This window comes from Exiguobacterium sp. s131 (genome assembly GCF_018617345.1).
Classification (GTDB): domain Bacteria; phylum Bacillota; class Bacilli; order Exiguobacteriales; family Exiguobacteriaceae; genus Exiguobacterium; species Exiguobacterium profundum.
In genome coordinates, this window is sequence record NZ_JACSJX010000003.1 from 136,309 (window position 1) to 163,158 (window position 26,850).

General features: G+C 47.1%; 23 protein-coding genes and 1 riboswitch. Of the genes, 9 read left to right on the top strand and 14 right to left on the bottom strand.

Features of this window, described 5'->3' with window-relative positions; genetic code table 11:
- The first annotated feature begins 99 nt into the window (after window positions 1–99).
- The 3 genes from KNO69_RS13015 (at window position 100) to KNO69_RS13025 (ending at window position 4,172) form a co-directional block, all read left to right on the top strand.
- Window positions 100–507: a YkvA family protein gene (locus KNO69_RS13015; protein ID WP_074037788.1), complete on the top strand. Its 408-nt coding sequence runs from the start codon at window positions 100–102 to the stop codon at window positions 505–507.
- A gap of 77 nt (window positions 508–584) precedes the next feature.
- Entirely contained in the window at window positions 585–1,451 is an 867-nt protein-coding gene (locus tag KNO69_RS13020) for a YitT family protein (RefSeq protein ID WP_015880767.1), read from the top strand.
- Window positions 1,452–1,556: 105 nt separating this feature from the next.
- The gene (locus KNO69_RS13025) at window positions 1,557–4,172 is read left to right on the top strand and encodes a putative bifunctional diguanylate cyclase/phosphodiesterase (protein ID WP_353047494.1); all 2,616 of its coding nucleotides are present in this window, start codon (window positions 1,557–1,559) and stop codon (window positions 4,170–4,172) included.
- A 27-nt stretch (window positions 4,173–4,199) separates the two neighbouring features.
- Here the strand turns inward: KNO69_RS13025 and KNO69_RS13030 are convergent, their stop codons facing one another.
- Window positions 4,200–6,269: an alpha-amylase family protein gene (locus KNO69_RS13030; protein ID WP_214818540.1), complete on the bottom strand. Its 2,070-nt coding sequence runs from the start codon at window positions 6,267–6,269 to the stop codon at window positions 4,200–4,202.
- Window positions 6,270–6,420: 151 nt separating this feature from the next.
- Here KNO69_RS13030 and KNO69_RS13035 point away from each other — a divergent pair, with 151 nt between their 5' ends.
- Complete coding sequence (locus KNO69_RS13035; protein ID WP_078146294.1) at window positions 6,421–7,044, top strand: hypothetical protein; 624 nt, start codon at window positions 6,421–6,423, stop codon at window positions 7,042–7,044.
- Between the two features lie 39 nt (window positions 7,045–7,083).
- Here KNO69_RS13035 and KNO69_RS13040 read toward each other — a convergent pair whose 3' ends face one another.
- Both KNO69_RS13040 and KNO69_RS13045 read right to left on the bottom strand, forming a co-directional pair.
- The gene (locus KNO69_RS13040; RefSeq protein ID WP_214818543.1) at window positions 7,084–9,126 is read right to left on the bottom strand and encodes a heavy metal translocating P-type ATPase; all 2,043 of its coding nucleotides are present in this window, start codon (window positions 9,124–9,126) and stop codon (window positions 7,084–7,086) included.
- Between the two features lie 110 nt (window positions 9,127–9,236).
- Entirely contained in the window at window positions 9,237–9,599 is a 363-nt protein-coding gene (locus tag KNO69_RS13045; protein WP_015880762.1) for an ArsR/SmtB family transcription factor, read from the bottom strand.
- Between the two features lie 149 nt (window positions 9,600–9,748).
- Between KNO69_RS13045 and yhfH the strand changes: the two genes are divergently transcribed.
- The gene (yhfH, locus tag KNO69_RS13050) at window positions 9,749–9,907 is read left to right on the top strand and encodes a protein YhfH (protein ID WP_015880761.1); all 159 of its coding nucleotides are present in this window, start codon (window positions 9,749–9,751) and stop codon (window positions 9,905–9,907) included.
- A 34-nt stretch (window positions 9,908–9,941) separates the two neighbouring features.
- Here yhfH and KNO69_RS13055 read toward each other — a convergent pair whose 3' ends face one another.
- The 3 genes from KNO69_RS13055 to KNO69_RS13065 all read right to left on the bottom strand — a co-directional run bounded on the left by KNO69_RS13055 (window position 9,942) and on the right by KNO69_RS13065 (window position 11,953).
- Window positions 9,942–10,274, bottom strand: coding sequence for a fluoride efflux transporter FluC (locus KNO69_RS13055; protein ID WP_015880760.1), 333 nt, complete (start codon window positions 10,272–10,274; stop codon window positions 9,942–9,944).
- Between the two features lie 10 nt (window positions 10,275–10,284).
- A complete protein-coding gene (gene crcB / locus KNO69_RS13060) occupies window positions 10,285–10,671 on the bottom strand; it encodes a fluoride efflux transporter CrcB (protein WP_214784714.1) in 387 nt (128 codons plus the stop codon).
- Between the two features lie 79 nt (window positions 10,672–10,750).
- Complete coding sequence (locus KNO69_RS13065; protein ID WP_214818546.1) at window positions 10,751–11,953, bottom strand: ornithine--oxo-acid transaminase; 1,203 nt, start codon at window positions 11,951–11,953, stop codon at window positions 10,751–10,753.
- 155 nt (window positions 11,954–12,108) lie between these two features.
- Here KNO69_RS13065 and KNO69_RS13070 point away from each other — a divergent pair, with 155 nt between their 5' ends.
- Entirely contained in the window at window positions 12,109–14,163 is a 2,055-nt protein-coding gene (locus KNO69_RS13070; protein ID WP_214818549.1) for an EAL domain-containing protein, read from the top strand.
- 17 nt (window positions 14,164–14,180) lie between these two features.
- Here KNO69_RS13070 and KNO69_RS13075 read toward each other — a convergent pair whose 3' ends face one another.
- Window positions 14,181–15,584 carry a basic amino acid/polyamine antiporter gene (locus KNO69_RS13075; RefSeq protein WP_214818551.1) on the bottom strand — a complete coding sequence of 468 codons (1,404 nt, stop codon included), beginning with the start codon at window positions 15,582–15,584 and terminating at the stop codon, window positions 14,181–14,183.
- 223 nt (window positions 15,585–15,807) lie between these two features.
- Here KNO69_RS13075 and KNO69_RS13080 point away from each other — a divergent pair, with 223 nt between their 5' ends.
- Window positions 15,808–17,433, top strand: a complete 1,626-nt coding sequence (locus tag KNO69_RS13080; RefSeq protein ID WP_214818553.1) for a peptide ABC transporter substrate-binding protein — start codon at window positions 15,808–15,810, stop codon at window positions 17,431–17,433.
- 347 nt (window positions 17,434–17,780) lie between these two features.
- Here KNO69_RS13080 and KNO69_RS13085 read toward each other — a convergent pair whose 3' ends face one another.
- From KNO69_RS13085 to ade, 3 genes are all read right to left on the bottom strand, one after another.
- A complete protein-coding gene (locus KNO69_RS13085; RefSeq protein WP_214818556.1) occupies window positions 17,781–19,373 on the bottom strand; it encodes a Na+/H+ antiporter NhaC family protein in 1,593 nt (530 codons plus the stop codon).
- Between the two features lie 113 nt (window positions 19,374–19,486).
- A riboswitch (Lysine riboswitch) is annotated at window positions 19,487–19,661 on the bottom strand.
- 57 nt (window positions 19,662–19,718) lie between these two features.
- Window positions 19,719–20,003 (bottom strand): hypothetical protein, encoded by a 285-nt coding sequence (locus KNO69_RS13090; RefSeq protein ID WP_015880753.1) that lies wholly within the window; start codon window positions 20,001–20,003, stop codon window positions 19,719–19,721.
- A gap of 118 nt (window positions 20,004–20,121) precedes the next feature.
- The gene (gene ade / locus KNO69_RS13095) at window positions 20,122–21,831 is read right to left on the bottom strand and encodes an adenine deaminase (protein ID WP_214814431.1); all 1,710 of its coding nucleotides are present in this window, start codon (window positions 21,829–21,831) and stop codon (window positions 20,122–20,124) included.
- 119 nt (window positions 21,832–21,950) lie between these two features.
- Between ade and KNO69_RS13100 the strand changes: the two genes are divergently transcribed.
- Both KNO69_RS13100 and KNO69_RS13105 read left to right on the top strand, forming a co-directional pair.
- Window positions 21,951–22,478, top strand: a complete 528-nt coding sequence (locus KNO69_RS13100) for a gamma carbonic anhydrase family protein (protein WP_214818559.1) — start codon at window positions 21,951–21,953, stop codon at window positions 22,476–22,478.
- Between the two features lie 118 nt (window positions 22,479–22,596).
- Complete coding sequence (locus KNO69_RS13105; RefSeq protein WP_074037801.1) at window positions 22,597–22,782, top strand: hypothetical protein; 186 nt, start codon at window positions 22,597–22,599, stop codon at window positions 22,780–22,782.
- A 104-nt stretch (window positions 22,783–22,886) separates the two neighbouring features.
- Here KNO69_RS13105 and KNO69_RS13110 read toward each other — a convergent pair whose 3' ends face one another.
- From KNO69_RS13110 to KNO69_RS13125, 4 genes are all read right to left on the bottom strand, one after another.
- On the bottom strand, window positions 22,887–23,441 hold the full coding sequence (locus tag KNO69_RS13110; RefSeq protein ID WP_251124963.1) for a nitroreductase family protein: 555 nt from the start codon (window positions 23,439–23,441) through the stop codon (window positions 22,887–22,889).
- 93 nt (window positions 23,442–23,534) lie between these two features.
- A complete protein-coding gene (gene lysA, locus KNO69_RS13115) occupies window positions 23,535–24,827 on the bottom strand; it encodes a diaminopimelate decarboxylase (RefSeq protein ID WP_214818564.1) in 1,293 nt (430 codons plus the stop codon).
- Complete coding sequence (alr, locus tag KNO69_RS13120) at window positions 24,797–25,885, bottom strand: alanine racemase (protein WP_214818566.1); 1,089 nt, start codon at window positions 25,883–25,885, stop codon at window positions 24,797–24,799. Before alr ends, lysA begins: the two co-directional genes overlap by 31 nt.
- A 14-nt stretch (window positions 25,886–25,899) precedes the next feature.
- A complete protein-coding gene (locus KNO69_RS13125) occupies window positions 25,900–26,826 on the bottom strand; it encodes a branched-chain amino acid transaminase (RefSeq protein WP_214818568.1) in 927 nt (308 codons plus the stop codon).
- Window positions 26,827–26,850: the final 24 nt, after the last annotated feature.

A 26,850-nucleotide genomic window follows, 5' to 3' on the forward strand; every position in this document is an offset into this window, starting at 1 on the left:
CCTTTTCAGTTATCTTTATTTTCTTAAATTTCAGGAAAAGTTGCAACCAATGCGCAAAAACGGGCATATTAGTAGATGAAGAAAGAAGGAGGAATCCAAATGGCAGATTGGAAAACAACATACACACATTTTTTAAAACAAGCGAAAGAAGACATCCGCGACCGAGAACAATTGGGCGACTTGCTCGTTCAAGGTGAACGCGCACTCGCAAAAGTCACAGTCGATGTGGCATCCAATGAAATCAGTAACATTGAGCGTGAAGAAGAACTGACACTTTACTTCCAGATGAAACAAATGCTGAATATGTTACGCGCGCTTTACAATGAACAATTTGAGATGCAACCCGATAAACAAGAGGAACTTGTTGCGGCCATCCTATACTTCGTCTCCCCATTCGATGCGATTCCAGACGATGTCCCACTCGGACTTTTTGATGATGCTCAAGTCATCGATTACGTACATGAGCAATTAGCGAGTGATATCGATCGATTCCATAATGACATGTGAGACTTGAAATGACGTAAAAGTAGCAGTACGCTTGCAGAAGACTTACAAAAAGGAGGCGTCAGGCCTAGCCATTATCTATGTATGCAAAATCTCGAAAACGGGTTGCCCTTGAAACGGTACTGTTCATCATTGCCGGGACAATCCTTCAGTCTGTCTTTGTCAGCTTACTGCTCAAACCAAATGAAATCGGTTCTGGGGGAATCGTTGGAATCACGTTGATTACGAATGAACTGTTTGGAACCCCCATCGGTTTGACACAGCTCGTGCTTAATATCCCACTCTTTTTATTGGGACTAAAATATTTGGGACGTCGATTTATCTTGATGACAGGAATTGTCGTCGTACTTTCCTCTATCCTCATAGATAGTTTGCCAGTCTTGATTCCCCCGACCCCACTCGATGATCCGCTCGTCGCTTCGGTGTTCAGCGGAATCGTTTCAGGGCTTGGACTCGCACTTCTCCTCTTTGCAGGAGCTTCCACCGGTGGACTCGACATTCTAGGGAAAGTCATCTATATGAATAATCGAAACTTGTCGTTGCCTAAAATTTTTCTGACACAAGACATCATCGTCTATGTGTTGGTCTTCATCGTCTTTGACATCAAAGCTGTCATGTACGCGCTTGTGTTAAGCTTCGTCAGATCCCGTACGTTGCTTACGATTCATAAATTCTTCGCTGCCCAAAAGCAATGCTTCATCATTTGTCAAAAAGCAGACGAAATCAATTTGGTCATCAAGCAGAATTTGAAACGGGGCGTCACCATCATGGATGCGACAGGCGGATATTCGAACGATTCGAAAAAAATGCTGTACGTCGTCGTCCAGAACAATGAAATCCCACGCCTTCGTCAAATCGTGTCTGAAATCGATTCTGAGGCGTTTGTCACTGTGTCTGAAATCGATTCAGTCGTCGGAAACTTTAAAGAACACTCCTATACACTGTAAATCTAAAATTTTCGACAACAATATAGATTGTTGTCGATTTTTTTGTGTAATCTTCGTTCTCCTGTTCCGATAATAAATAAGAGCTCCATACATATAAAGAAGGAGGTGCATGAGTTGTCTGTTTACTCGTTGCGCCAATACGTTCCGGCGATTCTCATCGGAACTTTTTCTACCGGACTTTTATTTTTATTTTTGACCCCGCACGACTTACTACAGATCACGTTGTTCATCTATTATCTCGTCATATCAGGGGCAGCGATTGGCTTTAGCGGAGTAGCTATCTTTAAACATAGAGGTATGCGGCGTTTTATCCATATTTTGATTAGTGCAGGAAATGTATGCTTCACGCTGTACTTACTGATGCACTATCATTCAATCAACGACAATATGCAGTCCTTGTTGTTCCTCCAAAATTTCTTTTATTTAATCATGGCTTTAATCGTCATCACGCAATCGATTGAGTTTCGTACTTTGAAACTACGCACGTTCGATTTATTCGCCCTGTTCAGTTTCCTTTTGATTGGTGGTCTTCATATTTGGTTCTTTTCAACGCAAGACGTCTCACTCGTGTCACAGTTGAGCGGATTCGAAGAGCAAATGTTACTCATTAGCCTCTATATGATGCTCGCATTCCTCTACTTAAATCGAGTCGTCTCAGCCGGGCAACAGTTCCGGATTTTATTGCTCGTCGGAATTCTTGGATTCACGATTGCTTCGATTGCAAACACGTTGGTTGTCTTTTCCGGAATTACACATGAATTGATTCATCTGTTGCAAGTCAGTAGTATCTTGACCATCTCGATTAGCTACTGGGTCGATGATGTATCGGAAGATGCACTTGCCTACGATTCCATTGTCGATTATGTGCTGTATAGTGTGGTCGTCATGATGTTTTTACTCGCTTCCGATCGCCTTCTTGGAACATCCGTAATGGACTCGATGATTGCAAATGCTGTTCTCTTGTTGCTCATTCGTCAGTTTGTCGTCTCCAAACAGAACGCACTCATCAGTCATCGTTTGCATTCCGTCAACACAGATTTGGAAGTTGCCGTGTCGACCAAGGCACATGAATTAGAAATCCGTGAACAGCAATACCGTTCGCTTTTTGCCTACCATTCAGAACCGATTTTCTTATTCGACTTGCATGGCGAAGTGTTATCTGTCAACGAGGCCGGCAGTTCTATCTTAGGACTGACAACCGAAACACTACTCGGCTCGAACATCTTAGACATCATTGAATCGAAAGACCGTGCACCTTATACCATCATTCTTCAAGAGTTGACGAACGGTCGTCCCCGAACAATCGATGTGCGTGTGATGACCGACGAAGGGGAAACACGCGTCTGGCAATTGGTCAACGTCCCAATGATCATCGAGGGAGAAGTCGAGGGCATCTACGCTATCGCTAAAGACATCACCCAGATGATCGAGCAACAAGAACAAATTCTGTATCAAGCTAAATTCGATAGTTTGACCGGTCTTCATAACCGCTACGCACTTCAAGAGCAAATCGAACGCTTGATCGAGGAAGGGCGTACGTTCACATTGATGTTTTCCGATTTGGATGGATTTAAAGAAATCAATGATCAATTCGGTCATCATATGGGTGACCAGTTATTACAACATATCGGAAAACGGCTGCGGACTGCACTCTTGCCGAACGAATATGCCGGGCGACTCGGGGGCGATGAGTTTATCGTCGTCGCGGAACATGGAGACGATGAGATGTTGACGGAACGATTGCGGCGACTTGTCTATCGTCCCCCGTATTATATGGCCGGGACACTCGTCGAAGTACATGCCTCGATCGGGATTGTCCGCTTCCCGGAGCACGGGAAAAAATTAAAGCACTTGCTTTCGAATGCCGATTTGGCGATGTATCGCGCGAAAGACAAAGGTCGTGACGAAACCGTCATGTTCGAACTAGAGTTACGGGAGGACAAAGAAGAGCGGAAAGTGTTGATGGAAGGGCTTGAAACCGCACTTGAAAAAGGCGAGATTTCCCTTTTCCTTCAGCCTCAAGTGGATGCCTCGACGAAAGCAATCATCGGAGCAGAGGCGCTCATGCGCTGGCAACATAACGGTGCGTTCATTCCACCAAGCCAGTTCATTCCGATTGCTGAAGAAACGGGACATATTCAGGATTTAGGTCGTTGGATGATTCATGAGACATTCCAATTGATTCACGTATTTGAACAAGGCGACATCCATTTACCGAAACTATCGGTCAACTTATCCGTCCGTCAGTTGTTTGATGAACACTTGATTGATTACTTGAAAACATTGTTCAAACGGTTCCCGATTGAACCGTCACGCCTTAATTTTGAGTTGACAGAAACCGTGGCCGCACATCATTCGGATCGTGTATTAAATCGCATTTTAGAGTTAAAAGCACTCGGCATCAAGCTGTCTATCGATGATTTCGGGACAGGGTACAGTTCACTCGCATACCTCGTCCGTTATCCAATCGATGAACTGAAAATTCCTCGCGAGTTCACGATGCAGCTTGAAGAGAATCGCGAATATCAAATGGTCACGACGACCATTGTCGCCATGGCACGCCAACTCGGTATGGCACTCGTTGCCGAAGGCGTCGAAACCGAGTACCAGGAGACGTTCCTTCGTAAAATCGGTTGTGACTCCATGCAAGGATATCGCTATGCGAAACCGATGCCGCTCGATGAATTTGTCATTTACTACATGAAACACACAACGCCTTGAACCGGTTATTCGGTCCAAGGCGTTTTTTCATCTCATCTCGTACACTTTGACTTCTCCCGGTTTCAAATCGACCACGAGATTCCAATTGTCATCAAACGAATGCTCCGCATACGGCCACGAATCAGGTGAATAGACCATCTCCGCAAAACGACTCGCATTCCAATTTCGACGTCTCACCCCATCAAGCGTGACAACTCCTCGTAGCGCATCTACCATGTTCGTATTCGCTACGATGAGCAACGTATCATTCGTTTCCGGTCGTAACCAAGCGAATCCAATGAACGGGGCGAACGGCTCATTTAAAACGAGCGGTTCAAAGTGATTCGGATCCACGAGCACTTCTAACCATCGACGTCGAATTTCAGCCACTTGATGCATCACTTCAATCATTTCATCCCGTTCTGGATGATCCCAATGAAACTGATACGCATCAAAAAACGCAAGCTTGCCAAAATAAGGATCCGTCGGGAAGAGTTGATACGCCTCTTCCGGTCGACAATCGAGTCCAGTGTTCATCGGTTGTGTCTCATACAATTCGAGCCCCGAGTTCGTCATCGGAACCCCGTTTGGCATAAATCCGTTCAACACCGTCAACAAACGGCTTGCTTTTCGTCCGCCTTCCCGTGTCGCGAGTCGTCGCGTATCTGCCGTTTCACCTGCTGCAAATACCGGAAGAGGTAAAAAGCGTGAATCGTATAAGAATTGATGGGTTTCATGCGTGTTGAATCGCGGTTCTTTATAAAAACCATATCCGATAATCATATTATAGCCAGCGTCCTTCGCCGCCCAGGCTCCAGACTCGATGAGTTCTTCAGCGATAAAGCTGAAATTCGAATCGATGGCACGCGGTTGTTCCAAAATTCGTTGTGCTAAATCGACCGGAAGGGCATGACCCATATCAATACGCGCTCCATCTATACCGTATTCCCGTTGATAGTGAGGAATGATATCAGCGAGCATCTCCCAAAGGGGTTCATTGATCTCATTTCCTCGGAATTGATTGGATTTGATCGAGTCAAACAGGATATAAGGTGCAATGTTCGCATCGTTCACATAAGGTGCCGCTGCAAGCGGATGGTCTAAGAAAAGTCGGAAATAGGTTACGTCTGACCATGGTGGTTGCGGGTCATTGATACAATCCGAGAAAGCAGGTGCAGTTGTCAATCCGAACTCTCGTTCAATCATCGCCAATACGTTTTCTTCTGGATGCTCGAGCAACGTGTTACGCACACGATCCCACTTCTCCGCATCAATCAAGTTCGGTGCCATGGAAAACCGTCGCAAGTGTTGCCATACGTCTTCTGAGTTATACACCATCGGCAAGAAAGCAAATTCCGGTTTGACGTTCTCCCCAATGCCCGGAACATATGGCGGATGATAGTAATCGACTTCCGTCAAGGGAATCCAGTAAAACCATTCCGGGTTTTCTAAGATGAGACGGTTATCTCGGGCACACGTCCGCGGGATGACATCGATGACGACACGAATCCCTACCATGTGACAGGCCTCCACGAATGCGGCAAATTCTTCTTCGACCGTCATCTCGTCACCAGTTAACGTTTCCTTCAACTCTTCATCGATTGCGAAAAAGTCTTGCACGGCATAAGGAGAACCGAATTCACCCTTCTTGTTTTTATGGCTGTGTTGCGAAATCGGCAAGAGGAATAATGTATCGATCCCCATATAGAGAAGATGCGGAATCAATGCAAGCGCTTTCAAAAAAGTGCCTGTGTCTTTCATTCCCACTGAATTCTCCCTTTCAACGTAACCCGACCCGTCATGGTCCCATGAGGTCGATGTACGAACTTGCATGGAGTAGACCGATGCCCGTTTGATCCAATCCCCCCCGGTTTGTAAATGTCCGTCTGCAAGCGCAATGGAAGTACGATAGTCGCGACTTTCATGTGCATACGGGAAAATCGTTTTTTCAATCGTTTCCAACAAAAAATCATATGGGTTGACACGTTCCACCCCATCTCGAACCGGCTCGGAATGGAAACGCATGCGATTCCAAAGACTCGGAATCTCATAGGTAAGATTGGTTCGCTTGTTTCGTAAAACCTGGCACAGCTTGTGTAACGTCGAGTTCTCTGACATACTGACTCTCCTTATGCATCTAATTGTCTTCTCTCATCAAGAGACACTACTCTTAATGATTATACATTTCCCCGTTTTTTCCTTTTTCAAAAAAATATTTTCTGTCGTTTTTTACAAAATCATGTACGATGTAGAAGAAAGGAGGGTCACGATGTCACAACGAAAGTGGATTTTATTATGGATCAGTTTATCAATCTTATCTATTTCGATTATTTTTATTTTTATTTTTCAATTGAAAGAAACAAATGAGCGTCTCGAAACCATTCAAGGCGAACAACTCGACTCCTATGAATCGATTGAAGACGTGATGTATTATAACGTCGAACGGGCAAATGCCATCCGTGGATTACTCGCATATGAAGACCGACACTTTTTAGAGATGTACTATAGCATGTCTCGACAAGCCAAAGACCTTAAACAATCCATCATCGATGACCCGGACACACCGAGCTCTGTCCTCGATTTACTCGAACGAGATGCCATTTGGGAAAAGGAAGCCGACCGCGTTCTCGTCATCTATGAAGAAGGCGACTTAGTGAAAGCGACGGCTGTCGCAGAAACGATGACAGAACTTCGGCAAACGATTTTAGAAGATTTACGGTCTCTCAAACAAATGCAATACAAAGACATTCATAAAGAGTTGATTGCGGCAGAGAATCAAGTATCTTTCTTGACACAAGTCCTTTTCACCATCACTTTTTTACTTCTTGCTATTATTGTCATCCTCACCTTTATGTTGTTGCGCATTAAAACGCATCACGACAGAATCGAATAAAAAAAGAAGTGTCTCAGGTACAAAACCGAGACACTTCTTTCATGATGTCATACGAAGTAACCGCGTCGCGTTCGCGATGGCAAGAAGCGCCACTCCCACGTCCGCAAATACCGCTTCCCACATCGTTGCGATGCCGAACAATCCTAAAAGCATGACAAGTGCTTTGATTCCAAAGGCAAGGAAAATATTTTGCCAGACGACGCGCTTCGTTCGTTTGCTTAGCTCAATGGCCCGAATGACATCCGTTGGCGCATCATGCATCAATACCACGTCCGCCGCCGTGACTGCTGTATCGCTTCCGACGCCACCCATGACGAGACCGACGTCTGCCCGGGCCAAAGCCGCCGCATCATTCATACCATCCCCGACGAAAGCAACTTTACGCGTTCCGAGCATCCGTTCGATTGCCTCCACTTTCTCGTGCGGAAGCAACTCCCCTCGTACTTCATCCAATCCGAGTTGCTTGCCAATTTTTGTAGCGACTTCTCGACGATCTCCAGATAGCATGACCGTCTGGATTCCGATTCGTTTCAATTGTTCGATTGCAGCCATCGCATCCGGCTTTACCGTATCCATCAGTTCGATTCGTCCAAGCCAACGATTATTCTTCATCACATGTACATTCGTCCCGGTTGACGAATCTGCAATCACTTGACCTAACCGTTCCATGTAACGGGCACTCCCTACATACACCTCGTCGTCACCATCTCGTGCACGGAGACCATATCCCGGCTCCTCTTGAATCGAATCAAACGATTGAACCTCCCCGGCACGACGGACGATTGCTTGCGCAAGAGGATGATTGGATGCTTGTTCGACACGGGCAGCTAACCGTAACAGTTCATCGCTAGTGATGCCGTCTGTCGTCACGATATCGGTCACTTCAAATCGCCCGGTCGTCAATGTTCCTGTTTTATCGAAGACCACTGCACCCACTTCAGTCAATGTATCGAGGAACTCGCCACCTTTTACAAGAATCCCTTGTTTCGATCCAGAACCGATCCCCCCGAAATAACCTAATGGGATTGAAATCACAAGTGCACAAGGGCAACTGATGACGAGAAAAATCAAGGCCCGGTAAATCCATTCATTCAAGTCCCCTACAAACAAGGGTGGAACGAATGCGACAAGTGTCGCCATGACTACCACAATCGGTGTATAGACTTTTGCCAAGCGCGTGATCATTTGTTCCGTTTTTGCTTTCTTTCCATTCGCCTCTTCGACGAGAGCAATCATTTTTTGAAGGCTTGATTCAGCCGCGAGCTTTGTCGTTTCAACGATGAGACGCCCCTCGATATTGACCATACCTGCCAACACTTCCTCGCCCGCGCTAACTTGCCTTGGAACGGATTCACCAGTCAATGACGACGTATTTAAAGAGCTCGCCCCACTCACGACGAATCCGTCCATCGGGACTAGTTCTCCTGAACGAATGACGAGGTGTGACCCGACCGTTACTTCTTCCGGCAATCGTTCCATTTCCTGACCCGCCTCGAGTACACGCGCTCTGGTCGGTTTCATATTCAACAAGGACTGAATCGATTTTCGGGAGGCGCGTACCGCCCGTCCTTGCACGTATTCCCCAAGTTGATAAAACAGCATGACCGCCACCGCTTCCGGGTATTCCGAAATGGCGAATGCCCCGATTGTCGCGATGGTCATTAAAAATTTCTCGTCAAACCATTCCCGGTTCCATATGTTCCGGACCGCACCGTATACGACGTCGTAACCAGCAAGTGAATATGCCGCAATATATCCTAAAATCGAATCTGTCCAAATGGCAATTGAAAAAATAAAAGCGGCCATAAGGAATCTCCAAAGCGTCCAATCTCGTTCTTCGGTTTGATCGTCGTCTTGTTTTACAAACTTCGCTCCCGGTTCAATCCGTTCCATCGTCTGCTCAATCGACTGAAGCGTCTTGTCACGGTTTGACGGGTCCACCCACTCAATCACCATACGACTCGTCGCAAAATCAATTTGACAAGATGCGACTTCTTCACGTTTCGATACATCTCGCTCAATCTTAGCTGCACAATTCGTACAGGTAATACCGGACACAGGTAATACGTCTCGATTTCTCATGATATCCCCCTAACATTCAAACGTTCATTTGAATATATCGTAACGTGAATTTTAATCGAAGACAAGTACCAAAAAAATGACCGTCCCCATTCGAGGGACGGTCATTGGACTTAAACGTCTTTTTGTTCTTCACTATGCGTCAATGCAATTTCAACGAGCTGTCTTACGTGTTCATCATCCAATGAATAATAAACGACTTTCCCTTCTTTACGATACTTTACCAACCCTTGTTCGAGTAACGTCCGCAAATGGTGAGATGCGGTCGCGTTGGAGTGGCCGATAACGGCGGCCACATCGCATACACATAGTTCGTGTTCGAGCGTCAACACATACAGCACTTTTAAACGGGTCGGATCAGCGAATGCTTTAAACAAACGACTGACTCGAGGCGCATCTAATTGCGCCAAGGCGGTTTGTAGCGTTGGAACGTCCTCAGATTGAATCCCAATCGTTTCACACTGTGGCACTTTCATTTGTTTCACCTCGTCTTTTGATGAGTATAGTGTAGCAAAAAATCCTGAATATATCTGTTATATATTATAGTTGACTTTAAGCCATCTGTTATAATACAATCATGACAACAACCAATACCGTGACACATCTACGAAGGAGGCATTTTCATATGAATGAATGGGCAAGCCGACTCGAATCATCTGTCGAGTTTTATCAAAAACTACCGGACAAAACGTGCCAGGAATGCGGGAAGCATATGGATGAACAGTGCGAGTCATACGAAACGACTTGTGCTTCATGTACCGAGAAGCTTCAACTTGCAGAATAAAACAACGCCCCTTCAAAATGGAAGGGGCGTTGTTTTAGATTGACCATCCGATATAAGCAGCCAGTATTCCAAACAGATATGTCGCAAGGAGATAAAGTCCGAATCGAATCCAGTCTTTTGTCGCAAACCGCATCAATTCAAGTTTCAAAGTCGAAAACGTCGTAAACGACCCTAAAAATCCAATCCCTAAAAAGAGAAGGAGCGACGGATGGCTCGTGTGGGCATATAAATACCCAAGACCAAACGAACCCGACACATTGACGAATAATGTTGCAAATGGAAAGGTGGAATCAGACCACCGTTTCATCAGTTGACCGATAGCAAAACGACACATCGCACCAAAAAAGGCACCTGTCGCAATCCACATGATTGTCACCCTATTTCACCTCAACTTTTCGTCTCACGCCGACACGATAACCAAGCCATGAGCTCCCGAGTCCAAGCGTGATACTCAAAAAGACGTATAGAAGCGCCAGCCCTATCCGACTTTCGTCTAATAATCGAATCGTTTCAACGCTAAACGTGGAGAATGTAGTGAAGGAACCAATCATTCCAGTCCCCACAATGGTGACGAATTGAGGAGAAAGTTTACCCGTTCGAAGAAACATGTGAGTCAACCACCCCAACAAAAAACTACCGATGAGATTGATGAGCAATGTCGAAACCGGGAATGCGCTCGGTCCAATCGAATCGATCATCATACCAAGGCAATAGCGTGCCAAAGCACCGACCGCCCCTGCCAATCCGACATATATGTAAATCATCCAACTCCTCCTCCACGAAAAAGACACCTGCTAGGCAGGTGTCGATTGAACTGACTTCATTATACCAAGCTGACGCTTCTTACGAAATAGCTGCGGGGGCCAATACGGCTTCGATTGCTTCGAATGCTTGGTCGAGTTCTTCTTTCGTGATCACAAGCGGTGGTGCCAATCGAATCACGGTTTCATGTGTTTCTTTACAGAGAAGTCCCCGCTCTTTAAGCGCCTCACAATAAGGACGAGCCGACTCCGTCAACTCAATGCCGATAAAGAGTCCACGTCCGCGAACGTCACGAATCATCGGATTGTCGATCGACTTCAAGCGATCCATGAAGTACGTCCCGAGTTCTAGCGAACGTTCCGGTAGGTTTTCTTCTTCTAACACTTCAAGAGACGCGACGGAGACAGCCGAAGCAAGCGGGTTTCCACCAAACGTCGACCCGTGCGAGCCTGGGTTGAAGACCGAAAGAATCTCCTGGTCAGCTGCAACACATGAGATTGGGAAGACTCCGCCTCCGAGTGCTTTTCCGAGAATATACATATCCGGTGTGACGTCTTCCCACTCGATGGCAAACCACTTTCCAGAACGACCAAGTCCAGACTGAATTTCATCTGCGACGAAGAGGACATTATGTTCTTTACAGAGCTCAGATGCCCGCTTCAAATAACCAGCCGGCGGAATGATGATTCCAGCTTCCCCTTGAATCGGTTCAACGATGAACGCTGCTGTATTCTCTGTGATCGCCGCTTCGAACGCGTCGATATCACCGTATGGCACAACTTTGAACCCTGGCAATAATGGTCCGAATCCACGCTGATATTCCGCTTCTGTCGACATCGACACAGCAGCCATCGTCCGTCCATGGAAGTTTCCTGAGCAGACGATGATTTCAGCTTGTCCCGGAATACCCTTCACGTCATATGCCCAACGACGTGCTGTCTTCACGGCCGTCTCGACCGCTTCTGCACCCGTGTTCATCGGTAACACCATCTGTTTCTTTGTAAGCGTTACCACTTTGTCGTAAAAACGTCCGAGTTGATCGTTATAAAAGGCACGCGACGTCAACGTGATCTTATCCGCTTGATCTTTAAGTGCTTGGATGATCTTTGGATGACAGTGTCCCTGATTGACAGCAGAGTATGCACTTAACATATCCATGTAGCGATTCCCCTCAGGATCGGTTACCCAAATCCCTTTCGCCTCCGAAATAACAATCGGTAGTGGATGATAGTTATGTGCCCCGAACTTCTCTGTCAATTCAATCACATCATGTGTTTTTGACATATTGTTTCCCCCTTATTCAAAACTATCTTACTCTTTCAGTATATGACGTCCCTCTTTCTTTTGACAATGACGAACTTAAGCATTCCTTGAATTGGCAAAATCAGGTACACTGACATTAGAATATGCATTTAGCATGACAGATTGGAGGAAATGATGTGGCTTCTTTGCGTGATTTACCAGTAGATGAATTCATCGATGCTTTATCTGTTCCGTGTTGTTATATTTCTCAAGATGGTACGGTCCTATTATGGAATACGCATGCCGAAGTTTTATTCGGCTGGGAACGTGACGAAGTCCTCCATCAACCGCTGCCGGTCGTCCGGCAATTAGATCATGCTCTCGAAACATGGTCGCCGCTCCTCCTTCAATATCCATTCTCGACAACGGCGATGACGCCGTTTCAACATAAAGATGGCTCCGTCATCTATGCGACTGCCTACCTGCAATCTTTTTCGCTCGAAGGAATCTATGGTTATTTTTTAGCGTTTCTCCCAAAAGGATTTGGACCGCTCATCAGTACAGAACAGTTCAATCTACTTCATCATTTTCAAGAGATGATCAAACAGTCCACACATTACTTGGCGACAAATGCGAAAGGCGAGATTGTAGACATCAATCCTTCGTTATGCCGTCTACTCGATGCGACGGAGCAACAGCTAATCGGACGCGAATGGTTCGAACTCATTCATGATTCAAGTGAACAAGACGGGATTTCGCGTAACGTTTTAAAATCACTTGCGACCAATCGGGTTTGGAACGGTGAGATGCTGATCTCCTGTAAGCAACATGAGTCAGAGCCGTGTTGGCTTAACTTGACTGTCGTACCGATTGTTAGTGAGAAGAATGAAGTGATTCAATATACCGCATTCGGATTTGATGTGTCGGAAAAGAAGCGTCTTGAAAAAGAAGTCCAGTTCCTCGCTTATCAAAATGAGTTGACCGGACTTTATAATAAAAAAGGGTTTTTACGTCGCTACGACTCAATCCTTCGACAAATCGATGAGCGAGAAGGTCTCCTTCATATTGCCTTGTTTGATATCGACCGCTTCAAAATTATCAATGAGTCATTCGGGTCTCGCGTTGGGAACGAACTTCTCATCCAAATCAAAGAGCGCGCACTGCATCTTATTCCGGAATCCGCTCTTTTATTCCATCCTACGGGCGGACTGTTCGGTGTCATGTTCTTCGAGGAATCGAAAGAAGAAGTGTTCCAAGTACTCCGACATCTGCAACACGAACTGCAACGTCCGTTCCGGATTTACCATCACTCCATCATGGTATCGATTTCGATCGGATGCGTATTTTATCCGTCTTCGACAAGTTCACTCGAGGAACTGTATACACGTGCTGAAAGTGCCCTCTTCAAAGGGAAACAGATCGGCGTCGGTACGATTCAATTTGTGACAAAAGATATGGATGCCGCTTTCTCGAGACAAATCCATATTGAGAAGGCGATGTACCGAGCCCTTGAAGAAAAGCATTTTTATCTTGAGTATCAACCAAAGTATGAACTTGCCACAGACCGGCTCATCGGTTTTGAGGCACTCCTTCGTTGGCATCACGACGAACTGGGACAAATTCCGCCTTCAGAGTTCATTCCGCTCGCGGAAGAGATGGCACTCATCGTTCCCATCAACAACTGGGTCATCTTAGAGGCAACGAAACAACTGAAAGCCTGGAAAACCGAGTTCGATCAACCGCTCTCGATGGCAATCAACATTTCGCCTAATCAATTCCGAAGCGACAGTTTTTTGAATACGTTACGAAACATCAAGCAACAACTCCAGCTCGACCCGGCAGACGTCATTTTGGAGATCACGGAAAGTCTTGTCATGCAACAAACTGATGAAATCATCGAACGCATGGAACAAATCAAGCGCTTGAACTATCGACTGTCGATTGACGATTTCGGAACAGGCTTCTCGTCCTTGCAGTATTTGAAGTCCTTCCCGGTCGATGAACTCAAAATCGATAAAGTCTTTCTCGATGATTGGATGGCGTCCAAATCTCATCTCCTCGATGTCATCGTCCATCTTGGGAAGAGTTTAAATCTCCACGTCGTCGCAGAGGGAGTCGAAGATGAAGAGATGTTGGCACACTTAAAGTCGACAGATTGCGATTCTTTCCAGGGCTATTTATATGCGAGACCTGCTTCACCAAGTGTAATCGAACAATTACTCCGATCATCAAAAAACTCACCGAACGCTTGAGGCGCCGGTGAGTTTTCTTATAGGGCGATTGTGGCTGTCCAAAGCCCATAAATGCCATAGGTCGCACATAATAGAATAATCAAGGCAATCAACGACTGGGTACGGGTCAAAAATGGTCGTCCTTGTTCCCGTTCGGCCAAAAGAAAGACGAAGATGCCGGGTGCATATAGAATCATCGCAATCAAGACATACTCGACTCCCGAAGCATAGAGCAACCAGGCGGCGTATAGCGAGGCAATCCCGGAAACGACCATCATTCGTAGCGACGTCGTCCGCTTCGCCTCCATCCATCCATAGAGTGCCGAGAATAGATAAGGAACGAGTGCTGCGATTCCGGCGATGCTTGAAAGCACGAGATACGTCTGTTCTGAAAACAAGGCGATGGCCGTGACCACTTGAGTGAACGCTTGGGTGATGAATAGCGCGTTCACTGGTGTCTCGTTCGCATTCAAACGGTGAAATACTTTCGGAAACACCCCATCCCGGCTCGCCACGTACGAAATCTCCGTCGCTAAAATCGTCCAGCCGAGCAATGCGCCTGTTAATGATACGAGCAGTCCAATGTTAATCAATGTTGCGCCGAACGGGCCGACGACCGCTTCTAACACATATGCCATCGACGGTTCAGGCAACGCAGCGAGTTGCTCCTGTGTCATGACACCAAACGAGAAGATGGAAATCATCATGTAAATCAATAACGTCCCAATCAGGCCAATGACCGTGGCACGTCCGACATCTTTTTTGTGACGTGCACGCGATGACAATACGACCGCTCCCTCAATCCCGACAAATGCCCAGAGTGTGACGAGCATCGTCGACTTCACTTGTGGAAACACATCCGCCCAAACAAACCCTGTTTCTCCCCAAAAATCGACTTGGAACGTATCCATTTTAAACGCGAATAGGATCAACACGATGAACAAGATAATCGGGACGAGTTTCGCAATCGTTGTCACGATATTGAGAAGTGCCGCTTCACGCATCCCACGTGAAATGAGCCAAAATAAGCCCCAAATCAAAACGACACTCACAAACAAGCGAAACAGTCGGTGTTCTGCTGAGAATATAGGAAAAAAATAAGCCAATGTACTGAAAATCAATGTGATGTTGGCTACCGTCCCAATCCAAGCCGACATCCAGTACCCCCATCCGCTGTTGAATCCCACAAACTTCCCGAAACCTTCACGGGCATAGGCGTAAATTCCGCCTTCTAGCTCTGGTCGCGTGTTTGCTAAAAACTGAAACACGAAGGCGAGCATAATCATGCCGACACCCGTAATCCCCCATCCAATTAAAACTGGTCCGACCCCTGCCCCTTGTGCCATTGCACCAGGCAGGTTAAACGCACCTCCACCAATCATGGTCCCGACGACCATTGCCGCAAGACCGAAAAAGCCGATTCCGGCTGAATGTTGTTTCAAGTTAACGCCTCCACTACTATCCTATCTGTACGAATAACTATACAAAAATATTGTATAATCATTCGTTGATTTTTCTATTCTACTTCCTGAAAGGATTGATGAATAGTCATTCTAAATAAGTTTATATTTTCGGATAATTTGAAAAATTCCATTGCATATTCATGTCAGATGTAGTTTAATTACAACATATTCTAAATTATCAGAATTTTCGGGAGGTTGTATGATGCGTAACAAAAAATGGTTAGCGTTATCGGGGGTCGCATTATTGGCGACGGCTGCTTGTAGCACAGGAGATGACTCATCAAGTTCAGAAGGTTCATCTTCGAGCGATGCGAAAAAAGAAATCACAATGGTATCGGCGACGGACTTGCCGCAGCTCGATCCGACACTGACAACAGACTCGACATCGATCATCGTGACAAACAACGTGTTCGAAGGATTGTATCGTCTAGATGAGAACAACCAACCGACACCGGGGATTGCCGAAGATGTCGAAGTATCTAAGGATGGACTTACATACACGTTCAAGTTACGTGACGCAAACTGGTCAGACGGTTCTCCAATTACAGCTGAAGACTTCGTTTACTCTTGGAAACGTGCCCTCAATCCTGAAACAGGTGCGGAGTATGCCTATATTCTTCAAGACTTGAAAAACGCGAACAAAATCCTTGCGGGTGAAATGTCGCTCGACGACCTCGGCGCAAAAGCGATTGACGAAAAAACGCTTGAAGTACAATTGGAAGCACCAGCTCCTTATTTCTTAGGTTTGACTGGATTCCCAACGTATATGCCGCAAAAACAAGAGTACGTCGAAGAGCAAGGCGAAGAGTTCGCAACATCTGTCGACAAGACACTCTATAACGGACCTTACGTCTTGAGCGAGTGGCAAGACAATGCAGGATGGGTTTACAAGAAGAATCCTGAATATTGGGATGCTGAAAACGTCAAGATGGACACGATCAACGTCAAAGTCGTAAAAGACGTATCGACTGGGGTCAACTTGTTCGAGTCGGGTGAAGCGGACTACACGCTCCTCTCTTCTGAATTCGTTCCGCAATTCGAAGACAGCGACGAGTTCAAAACGCGTGCCGATGCTCGAATCAACTTCCTTCGTTTCAACCAAAAGAACGAAGCGCTCCAAAACGTCAACATCCGTGAAGCACTTGCGAAAGGATTCGACAAACAGAGTGTGACAGATGTCATCTTAACAGATGGATCGCAACCGGCGAACTATATCGTAGCGAAAGACTTCACGTTCACAGAAGACGGAGCTGACTTCCGTGAGAAGTATCCAGACCTCCTCAACTACAACGTAGATGAAGCAAAAGCCGCGTGGGAAAAAGGATTAGAAGAATTAGGTGTTGAAACAATCGAACTCGAGTTCCTCTCACGTGACGAAGAAGCGTTCAAGAAAGTGAACGAGTTCATCAAAGGCGAACTTGAGAAGAACTTGCCTGGTTTGACACTTAACATTAAACAGCAACCGTTCAAAAACTTCCTTGATCTTGAAGGGAAAGGCGAATATGACGTTTCTGCAGCTGGTTGGGGCCCTGACTATCAGGATCCGATGACATACCTCGACATGTGGGTCACAGACGGACCGTTTAACCGTATGGAGTACTCGAATGACGAATATGATCAGTTGATTCAATCTGCGAAGAAAGAAGCCGATCAGATGAAACGTTGGGAAGCAATGCAAGAAGCAGAACGCATCCTTCTCGAAGAAGACTTTGCCATCGCTCCGATTTATCAAAAAGGTGAGGCATACTTAGAGCGTTCAAACATCGAGAACATGTACCGTCACCCGTTCGGTGCCGATGCAAGTTTCAAGTGGCTTGACGTGAAATAATGATTGTAACCTCCTTGATTCCTACATGGACCAGGGAGGTTTTTCTGTCGTGAAAGTCTCTCTATAAAGAGTTTGACACTGCGGTTCACCTTATTAGCTGTCACGATCTGCATCATGAATGTATCTGGATTGGATGACAAGCACATCTACTTCGCCTCCATTTTGATTGCTCGAGACACCTTGGTTTTCTTTGTACGTCATTCATCTTCATTACCACAGCCTATCACTGTACATCATAGTTCCCTTTTGGTTCATTCTCGGTAAACTACTCGACCGTCTCACTTATGCAGTGACAACCGCACATAAAAAATGACTTCCATCGATTTGATGGAAGTCATTTTCATATATCACGCCTCACGCTTTGCGCGAAGTTCTGCAGGTACTTTCCCACGTTTTGAAATCACTTCTGCGATTCCAACCAATACGATGAACGAAATCAATGCAGCGAAGAATCCGATCCAAATCGACGCTGTAATCCCGAGCACCAAGTAACCAATCGCCGAGATGACCGCTGCAAGAATAGCGTACGGCAATTGTGTCACCACGTGGTCGATATGGTGTGAGCCCGCTCCTGTTGAGCTGAGAATCGTTGTATCGGAAATTGGTGAACAGTGGTCACCGAACACCGCTCCGGCCAATACAGCCGCAAGTGACGCGAGAAGGAGTTCTGGTTCAACGGCCATGATCAAGTCGGCACCGATTGGAAGCATCAAACCAAATGTTCCCCAACTCGTTCCTGTCGAGAATGCCATGATTCCGGCAATCAAGAAGAGAAGGAGTGGCAAGTAAGATGCAGCGATTGTATCTGTCACGAAGCTCGCCAAGTATTCACCAGTCTTCATGTCGCTGATGACCGCAATGATTGTCCAAGCAAACAAGAGAATCAAGACAGCCGGCCACATGGCACGAACGCCTTCCCATGCCGCTTTTCCATAGTCACGTGTTGGGATTTTACGACCAATGAGAAGCAAGAATGCGACAATCAAACTGATGACAACACCCGCAACGAGTGAGCGTGTCACGTCTGTCGATTCGAAGGCTCCAATCAACGAGAAGTCTTGACCGTCAGCCGCGAGCGCTTGACCACCCGTGTAAAGCATCGCTGACACTGTCGCGATGATAAGCGTGATGATTGGTACGATCAAATCACGTACTTTTCCACCTTCGTGCTCGTGTAAATCTTCGCTCATTCCCATCGGCTTTCCTTTTGCCGAATCATACAACTCCCCTTGGAGGGCACGAAGTTCGTGCGTGCGCATCGGTCCGATGGCAAGTCCAGTGAATGCCACATATGCTGTCAAGAGTAGTGCGAAGACGGCATAGAAGTTCATTGGGATGATTTGAATGAATGCAGAGAATGACGAATAGCTGTCAATCGAGTATTTTGCCAAAATACCTGCGATGATGGCGATGATATATGCACCCCAACTTGAAAGCGGGCTGATGACACAGACAGGTGCTGCCGTTGAGTCAATCATGTAAGCCAGTTTTGCACGTGAGATGTTTTTACGGTCTGTGAGTGGACGACTGATGTTTCCGACCGCCAAGCTATTGAAGTAGTCATCGATAAAAATCAAAATACCAAGTCCGAATGAGACGAGACGTGCACCGCGTGCTGTCTTGACGTTCGCCGCAGCCCATTCACCAAATGCGCGCGCGCCACCTGACGTTTGAATGATTGACGATAAAATCCCGAGAAGGAGCAAGAACGCAATCAACAAGACGTTCCATTCATTGATGGCTCCATCCGCCCAGAATAAGGCGATGACGTTCGACCACAAATATTGAATCGAATCAATTGGATTGAAGCTATGCAAGAGAAGGACTCCTGCGATGATCCCGACACCGAGTGATGGGATGACCTTTCGTGCTGTGATTGCCATAATAATTGCAAGTAATGCCGGTACGAGTGAGAGTACCGATGTTGAATAATCTACCATGCTGAATTCCTCCTTTTTTTATTAGGATGAGGCCCCCCTATGCTTAAAAAAACGCAAAGCGAGGGCATCGGCAACAAAGCCGACACCCTCGCTGGATGTTCCGTCTTTCTTAGCCGACTTGGAGCACTCCATACGTAAATATGTATGGCAGTCCGACGGGTATTTCCCGTCAGCCCAGCACAACCCCACGGACATGGTGTTGCACTTCGGCGATCCTGCCTTTTTGTAGTCCTCATCGTTGTCATCCTCCGACTACTTACTCATCAGCATCGCACCTCTACCTCATCGATAGCACGAATATTCATTTAAAGTTACGTCTAAATTATCACAGGTTGGTGTCACATATCAATAGTTTTTTTCATCACGAATGATTCGCTTCAAGACAGCGAGTGCTTCTTGGTCATTCGTTTCCACCGCTTTAAAGAAATCGTTGAAGAAGTGATACAACACGAATCGGTCAGCGTGAGACTTCGTCTGTTCTTTAATCGTAGAGAAAATAAGTCGTCGTAAACGACGTTTTGTCTGTGTTTCTTCTGGTAGTTCTTCGCATCGGTCCTTGAAAGCACGATATACAGAATTGATCAATTCCTCATGTTCATCATACGACCGATTGTAAGCAACTTGTTCCATCTGTAATATCCCCCCTTTCAATGTTGACCCGATGAAACTTGACGTAACTATACCAACTTCCCGTCACGCATTCAATCGTTATCGGCGGTTCTTAACAAAAATCATACGTTAGACCGAGTCAAGCGTTGATGAATGAGAACGTGGTCACGTCGAACAATCCCATATCGGTCAATTTCAAGTCAGGAATGACCGGTAAGGCGAGGAAGGACATCGTCAAATACGGATTGAAATGACGATGGGCTCCCACGACATCTAGCGCATCATTGAGCTGTTCCAGAATCTCTGCCACTTCACGATATGGTCGCTTCGTCATCAGTCCACCAATCTCGAGCGGAAGGACGGCAAGCACTTCTCCTTCCGATACGGCGACGACCCCTCCCCCTACTTTTTCAAGCGTTCTCGCCGCGAGCAACATGTCTTCCGGGCTGACCCCGGCGACGACCAAGTTATGGCTGTCATGGGCAACTGTGGCTGCCAGGGCACCTCGTTTCAAGCCGAATCCCGTTACCGGGGCAAGAGCCATATGGCCTGTCCCATGATGGCGTTCGATGACGGCAAGCGTCGCGATATCCTGCGATAAATCTGCGCCTGATGCGTCTGGTTGGAACGTGAGACGCTGTCGTTTCGTCAACAAGCTGTTCGGAAGCACTTGAATGACATCGATTTCTTCTTCACTTGCGGCAAGTCGGAACGACTCGGCGGTCAATTCGGGTAAAGCGAGCTCACCTTTCATCGGTTTTGGCACTTCAATCCCTTCCGATTCAAACGTCGCATTCCCCTTCTCCGCAACGAGCGTACCATTCACATAGACTTGTTCGATTTTTACCGATTCGACGTCTGACAAGATAACGAAGTTCGCCTTCTTACCAGGTGCAATGGCCCCGACCTCTTTTAATCCATAGGCCTCTGCGGCATGTAGACTTGCGATGGCATAGGCCGTTTCCGGCTTAACCCCTTGCTTGATGGCGGTACGGATGTTGTAGTCGATTCCACCTTCCGCGACCAAGTCATCCAAATGCTTATCATCCGTACAGAAAAGGAAGCGGTGGGCATTGCTTTCCGTAACGGCTAGGCTCACCTTCTCCACGTTTCGAGCAACGGACCCTTCCCGAATTTGAACGTAGAATCCACGTCGCACTCGTTCAATCGCCTCTTCCGCAGTCGTACATTCATGATCCGTCATGATTCCTGCAGAACGATAGACGTTCAATTGGTCTGGGCCAAGTCCCGATGCGTGTCCGTCGACCACTTTACCCGCTTGTTCCGTCTGTGCGATTTTTTGAAGCATGTCTTCACTTCCGGCTTCAACCGAAGGATAATCCATGACCTCGCCTAGTCCATGCACTCCTGGATCTCCTAAAAACGGGGCCAAATCTTCCGCATACAGTTTAGCACCTGCATGTTCGAACGGTGTCGCCGGTACACAACTCGGAAGCATCATGCGGACGTCGAGTGGAAGTCCTTTCGCATCTGCTAACATGTACTCAATCCCGAGTGCTCCGTTCACATTCGCAATCTCATGAGGGTCAGCAATCACGGTCGTGACGCCAAGTGGCAAGACCGCTTTCGCAAACTCATGCGGTGGGACCATCGATGACTCGATATGGACGTGGGAATCGATAAAGGACGGTGCAAGCGTCCAGGTCGGATCGTGATACTCGACCTCCCCATCGTACCCATCCCCAATAGCCACGATATATCCCGCGTCGATGGCGACGTCTGTACGAATCGTCTCACGACTGTACACGTCAATCACTGCGACGTCTTTAAAGACGACGGCCGCTTTCTTTTTCTTTGCGGCGATGTCAATCAAATGTTGTTTCTCCATCTTTCGATCTCCTTATTCAACGTATTTTAACTATCTTACCAAGAATATTCTTTTCGTTGCAATTTCTTTTTCAAGTTGTGCGACAATGATAACATATCCGTCTGAAAGGGGTTACAACGATGCAATACAAATTAGGAGAGTTGACACCAAAAGTCGACCCGACGACTTATCTCGCACCAGGGGCACATGTGATTGGAGATGTGACCATCGGCGCGCACTCGGGAGTATGGTTCAATACCGTCATCCGTGGAGACGAAGGACCCATTCAAATCGGTTCTTACGTCAACATTCAAGATGGTTCGATGATCCACCAATATGAAGGCTCACCGACCATCATCCATGATCGTGTCTCGATTGGTCATATGGCGATGATTCACGGCTGTGAGATTGAAGAAGACTGCTTGATTGGCATGCACGCCACCGTGCTCGATGGGGCGAAGATTGGAAAAGGGTCCTTTGTTGCTGCCGGTGCGCTCGTCACACCGAACATGCAGATTCCTGAAGGGGTGATGGTCATGGGTGTCCCAGCCAAAGTCGTTCGTCCATTAAACGATGAAGACCGTTTTATCATGGAGAGAACGGTCAAGAAATATGCTAAGCGTGCCGAACAATATAAAGAGACGTGTATTCCAATTCGCGAATCATAATGTTCACGAAAGCGTTTACAAGATTCATAAAATGTTAACGTTTCTCTCGAATTTTCTACATAGTTCCTTTGTATACTGAAGTTGTAGCCAAGCTGATGTATTGAAAGGAGCCCACTCTATGTATCCGAACCATGATCAACTCATGCTAGACCTGTACGCCTCATCCATCAATCCAAGTTATGGCCTTCATATCGATGATTCATTCGATGATGCCCTTCATGGCGCACATCGAGAGGTTTGGGAACGTATGCATTTGGATAATAGTAGAGAAGAAGATTCTAAAAATGGAGGAACGACTGGATGATTCCAACGATTGTGATTCAAGATTGGCTCGCAACAAAATTAAAGCGATAATTGACCGATATATAGAGCAAGCGAGCGAAGGGATTCCCCATCGCTCGCTTTTTATTATTCAAACATGATGAGATGCGAATCAATCGGTTGTCGCGCTTTCGGTGTAGGGATATCTTCTGTGTCATATTTCCCGATTTGCAGGAGACCGATAAACGTCTCCCCTTCCGCCCCAATCATTTCCTTCAACCGTTCATCATCAAACAGTCCACCCGTCCGCCAGACCATTCCGATCTCACGTTCACTTAAGAGCAGCTGAACATTTTGAATGAATGTCGCCGTCGCGAGTAACGCGTCACGATTCCCTTTGTCCGTTTCAAAATGTTTTGCCGTCACATACATACAGGCCGCCGCATTTAAAATTCGTCCCGTCACTTTTTCGCGTTGCCCTTCTGACGCCTCCGAGAAGGCTGGTTCGAGCGCATCGAGTAACACTTGCTTCCCGTCTCCATTGAACACATACACGTTCCATGGTTCGACTTTATTGTGAAATGGTGCATGATGTGCCGATTGCAACACTTCATAGAGCACTTTCGTATCGATTGGTTCTTCTTTGAACATACGGACCGTACGTCTTTCTTCAATTAACTTTTGTGCTGCTGTCTTTGTCATGACCGTCACTTCCCCTTTTTTTCTCTTCTCTATCATAATTGAAAAACATTCTCATTTCAAAATCAAAAAAAGACTACAGATTGCTCTGCAGTCTTACGTTGATTGTCCAATGACCTCACATGCCACCAAGTCTTCAAACGTTTGGCGACGAACGACAAGTCGATGTGCCCCGTCCTTCACGAAGACAACAGCTGGACGAAGCATCTGGTTATAGTTGCTCGCCATGGAGAAATTGTATGCTCCTGTCGCTTTGACAAGTAATAAGTCACCTGGTGTGACAGGAGGGATCAACGAGCGGTTCGAGATGATGTCTCCCGACTCACAGCACGCTCCGACTATTTTTGCCTCGAGCGTCTTCTCTTCATTCATCCGTGTCGCTGCCACGACCTCATACTCTGCGTCATACAGTGCCGGACGGATATTGTCCGTCATCCCGCCATCGACAGACACGAATGTACGAACGCCGCTCACTTCTTTGACGGTCCCCACCTCATACAGCGTGGCACCCGCATTGGCGACGAGCCAACGTCCTGGCTCAATCCCGATTTTCGGAAGTCGCAATTCACGTGCCTCGACTTCTTCGACCAACGTCTCCATGACTTGCTCCATCGTCTGGGCAAAATCGAGATATTCGTCTTCATCCAAGTAAGCGACGCCGAATCCCCCACCGATGTTCAAGACGTCCGTCGTATAGCCGGTTTCCTGACGAATCGTATCCATGAAGCGCACCATCGTCTTCACCGTGTTGATGAAGAGGGTCGGATCTTGAATTTGAGAACCGACGTGACAATGGATCCCCTTCAACTGTAAGTGCTCGGCTTCTAACGTCGCACGAATCGCGTCTAAATACGTGTCGTCATGCGTCGGGAAACCGAATTTTGTATCAACCCCACCCGTTTGAATCGCCGCATGGGCACCCCCGACAACTTGAGGCACAATGCGGAGAAGCACATCGACTTCGCGATTGTATTCAGCCGCAAGTCCTGACAAGAGGCTGATCTCCCGCATATTGTCGATGGTAAAGTGTGTAATCCCCTGTTCGAGAGCATACGTGATGTCAAGAATCGTCTTGTTCGATCCATGAACGTGAATGCGCTCCGCCGGTACCCCGGCATGCAGTGCTACGTACATCTCACCCCTTGAGACGACATCGACACTTAACCCTGCGGCCATCACTTTTTCATAAACGGCCGCAATCGATAATGCTTTTGACGCGTATAACGCATACGTGTTCGGATACTTATCTAGAAACGCATTCTGGACAATTCCAAGGCGACGCTCTAGTTCTGGCTCACTCATGATGTATAAAGGTGTCCCGTACGTCGCTTGAAGTTCACGGACGGACACGCCTTCGATCAAACATTCTGATTGATTGGTGGTGTACATACAATTCCTCCTTCAAAGCGATGTGGGACACGCCACGAACGGGCACAGAGCTGTTCTGAGTTGTTGGCATAGCCAACACGTGTCACGTCATCGATTTTCGTCTCGATCCCATATAATGCGACGCGGTCGCCGATTTGTACGTCTTCGTCGACTTTGATGAAGCTATGGCTCATAAAGATGTTACTGATGAACGGGTATGCTTTCCCCGCGATGTGAACAGGCAAGTGACGTCTCGCCCGCATCAATCCATCCCCATATCCGACAGGTAAGACAGCAATCCGTTCTTTCGATTCCGCGGTATATCCCGTTCCATACCCGACATGAGCCCCCGCTTCGATGTCGTGGACGGCAACCACTTCTGTCTCCCAATAAAACGCAGGTACGAGCCACTCAACCGGCTCAACCGACGAATAACCGTATAAGAAAATACCGACACGCACATGTGTGCAATGGTGCAAGCGCGAGTCGTCTTGAAGCGTGGCCGCACTATTTGCCGCATGGATCAGTTCAAACGTATGACGTTCCATCAAACGTGTCGACCAGTCGGCAAAGCGTTCGACTTGGACGCTATGCTCGACTTCGGCATTGTCCGCATCCGCGAGCGGAAAATGTGTACATAGTCCGACAAGGTTCAATCCTTCATTTTGGCAGAAGGCAACGATCTGTAGCGCTTCTTCAAACGTTTTGGCACCGAATCGGTTCATGCCGACGTCTAATTTCAAATGAAGGCGAACGCCATCGAGATGCTCACGCTGTGAAACGAGCCATTCATACGAGCCGATTGCGACGTCAAAATCATGGGCATGCACGTGTTCCCACGTATATACCGGATTCATGACGAGGACGCGAGCCGACTCTGCATGCGCTCGCACTTCAATCGCTTCTTCTAACGTGGTCACCATGAAGTGACGGACTCCTTCATCATACAAAGTCGTCACAACTGGCTCCATTCCTAGGTTATAGGCATTGTTTTTCACGACCGCAAACACGGGGCGCCCGAGAGCTTCAATCCGGCGTTTGTTTTCGCGAATCGCATTCAAGTCAATTGTGACTCCCATCGTGCAAAACTCCTTTACTCTGTTACTGCTGATTTCACGAACGTGATCCAATCGCGGTGTTCCGGAAGTTGTCCTGTTACGGCTTCACGATAGCGTGTCAACATTTCTGTCGCAACCGTCTGGACACCTCCACCAATCGAGATATGGTCGACCTCGATGACGCTCGTCACCTCGGCTGCCGTTCCCGTTAAGAAGATTTCATCAGCCACATAGAGCTCATCGCGTCCGATATGGCGCTCGAAGATTTCATAACCGGCCTCGCGAGCCAATTGCATCACCGTTTGACGTGTGATGCCATCGAGTACAGAACAGTCAAGGGACGGTGTCGTAATCGTTTTTCCTTTCACGAGGAAGATGTTCGCGACACTCGCCTCACTGACGTTTCCGTTCATATCAAGAGCAATCGCTTCGTCGAATCCGTCACGGAGCGCCTCTCCTTTTAATAGCTGTGAGTTCATATAGTTCGAGGCCGCTTTCGCTTGCATTGGCATCATTGTAGAAGACACGCGGCGATACGAGGCCACTTTCGCTCGAATCCCGACCGTCTTGTTGAAATATTCACCGAGCGGCCAACACGAGATGGCAACATGTACCTTCGTCTCAGCAGTCGGCATAAGTGCCTGCCATGGTGTTCCAAGGAAGACGAACGGACGGATGTAGCATGCTTCAAATCCGTTTCGCTCAATCAATTCCATCGTGGCTTGTTCGAGTTCATCTACCGTATACGGTAGCGTGACGTGGTAGTATGCACACGAGCGAACAAGTCGCTCCAAGTGTTCACGTAATCGGAAGATAGCAGGACCTTCCTCCGTGTGATACGCGCGAATCCCTTCAAAGAACCCGCTTCCGTAGTGAATCGCGTGTGTCATGATACTCGTGTTTGCGTCAGTCGGCTCAATCCAAGCCCCGTCTTTCCACATCCATTGTCCATACTGTTCCATAATGCAACTCTCCCATTCCTCATT